Genomic DNA, 1,852 nt, shown 5'->3' with positions numbered 1-1,852 from the left:
TTGTAGCCGTTGATTCTCTTGAATTTACAGCTCCAAAAACTGCTGAATTTGCAAAAGTTCTTGCAGCTTTGAGCATCGATTCTAAAGTCCTTGTTATTCTTGAAGAAGGAAACGAATTCGCAGCTCTTTCAGCTCGTAACCTTCCAAACGTGAAAGTTGCGACTGCTACAACTGCAAGTGTTCTTGACATCGCAAATAGTGACAAACTCCTTGTTACTCAAGCAGCTATCTCTAAAATCGAGGAGGTTCTTGCATAATGAATTTGTATGATGTTATCAAAAAACCTGTTATCACTGAAAGCTCAATGGCTCAACTTGAAGCAGGCAAATATGTATTTGAAGTTGACACTCGTGCACACAAACTTTTGATCAAGCAAGCTGTTGAAGCTGCTTTCGAAGGTGTTAAAGTTGCAAATGTTAACACAATCAACGTAAAACCAAAAGCAAAACGTGTTGGACGTTACGCTGGTTTCACTAACAAAACTAAAAAAGCTATCATCACGCTTGCAGCTGATTCTAAAGCAATCGAGTTGTTCGCAGCTGAAGCTGAATAATCTAAGGAGGAAATATCGTGGGAATTCGTGTTTATAAACCAACAACAAACGGTCGCCGTAATATGACTTCTTTGGATTTCGCTGAAATCACAACAAGCACACCGGAAAAATCATTGCTTGTTGCTTTGAAGAAACAGGCTGGTCGTAACAACAACGGTCGAATCACTGTTCGTCACCACGGTGGGGGACACAAACGTTTCTACCGTTTGGTTGACTTCAAACGTAACAAAGATAACGTTGAAGCAGTTGTTAAAACTATCGAGTACGATCCAAACCGTTCTGCAAACATCGCTCTTGTACATTACACTGACGGTGTAAAAGCTTACATTATCGCTCCAAAAGGTCTTGAAGTTGGTCAACGTATCGTTTCAGGTCCAGAAGCTGATATTAAAGTAGGTAACGCTCTTCCACTTGCTAACATCCCAGTTGGTACTTTGGTTCACAACATTGAGTTGAAACCTGGCCGCGGTGGTGAATTGGTTCGTGCTGCTGGAGCTTCAGCTCAAGTATTGGGTCAAGAAGGTAAATACGTGCTTGTTCGTCTTCAATCAGGTGAAGTTCGTATGATTCTTGGAACTTGTCGTGCTACAGTTGGTGTTGTCGGAAACGAACAACATGGACTTGTAAACCTTGGTAAAGCAGGACGAAGCCGTTGGAAAGGTATCCGCCCAACAGTTCGTGGTTCTGTAATGAACCCTAACGATCACCCACACGGTGGTGGTGAAGGTAAAGCACCAGTTGGTCGTAAAGCACCATCAACTCCATGGGGCAAACCTGCTCTTGGTCTTAAAACTCGTAACAAGAAAGCGAAATCTGACAAACTTATCGTTCGTCGTCGCAACGAGAAATAATTTTAAACTAGTCGCTTAAGTGCTAGATAATCCGCCAGCTCGGTAGTGCTCCATGAGAGCACAAGCCGCTGTGGTACAACATTTAAAGGAGAAAAAATAAAAATGGGACGCAGTCTTAAAAAAGGACCTTTCGTCGATGAGCATTTGATGAAAAAAGTTGAAGCTCAAGCTAATGACGAAAAGAAAAAAGTTATTAAAACTTGGTCACGTCGTTCAACGATTTTCCCAAGTTTCATTGGTTACACAATTGCAGTATACGATGGACGTAAACACGTACCTGTTTACATCCAAGAAGACATGGTAGGTCACAAACTTGGTGAATTTGCACCAACTCGTACTTACAAAGGTCACGCTGCAGACGACAAGAAAACACGTAGAAAATAAGGAGAACATAAATGGCAGAAATTACTTCAGCTAAAGCAATGGCTCGTACAGTACGTGTTTCACC

4 protein-coding genes are annotated in these 1,852 nt (G+C 41.8%); all 4 read left to right on the top strand.

From position 1 onward, the window contains the following. The coding region (rplD, locus tag PAN07_RS17380; protein ID WP_269798441.1) for a 50S ribosomal protein L4 at positions 1-257 on the top strand (257 nt) is incomplete at its 5' end. Further along, positions 257-553 carry a 50S ribosomal protein L23 gene (locus PAN07_RS17375; protein WP_269798442.1) on the top strand — a complete coding sequence of 99 codons (297 nt, stop codon included), beginning with the start codon at positions 257-259 and terminating at the stop codon, positions 551-553. The genes rplD and PAN07_RS17375, both read left to right, overlap by 1 nt. Positions 554-570: 17 nt before the next feature. After that, a complete protein-coding gene (rplB, locus tag PAN07_RS17370) occupies positions 571-1,404 on the top strand; it encodes a 50S ribosomal protein L2 (RefSeq protein WP_075228994.1) in 834 nt (277 codons plus the stop codon). Between the two features lie 102 nt (positions 1,405-1,506). Further along, positions 1,507-1,788, top strand: coding sequence for a 30S ribosomal protein S19 (gene rpsS, locus PAN07_RS17365; protein ID WP_000533766.1), 282 nt, complete (start codon positions 1,507-1,509; stop codon positions 1,786-1,788). The last annotated feature ends 64 nt before the right edge of the window (positions 1,789-1,852 follow it).

The sequence above is a fragment of the Streptococcus sp. SM5 genome (genome assembly GCF_027497975.1).
The sequence above is the reverse complement of the archived record's forward strand: the minus strand, read 5'-3'. Positions and strand labels throughout refer to the sequence as shown.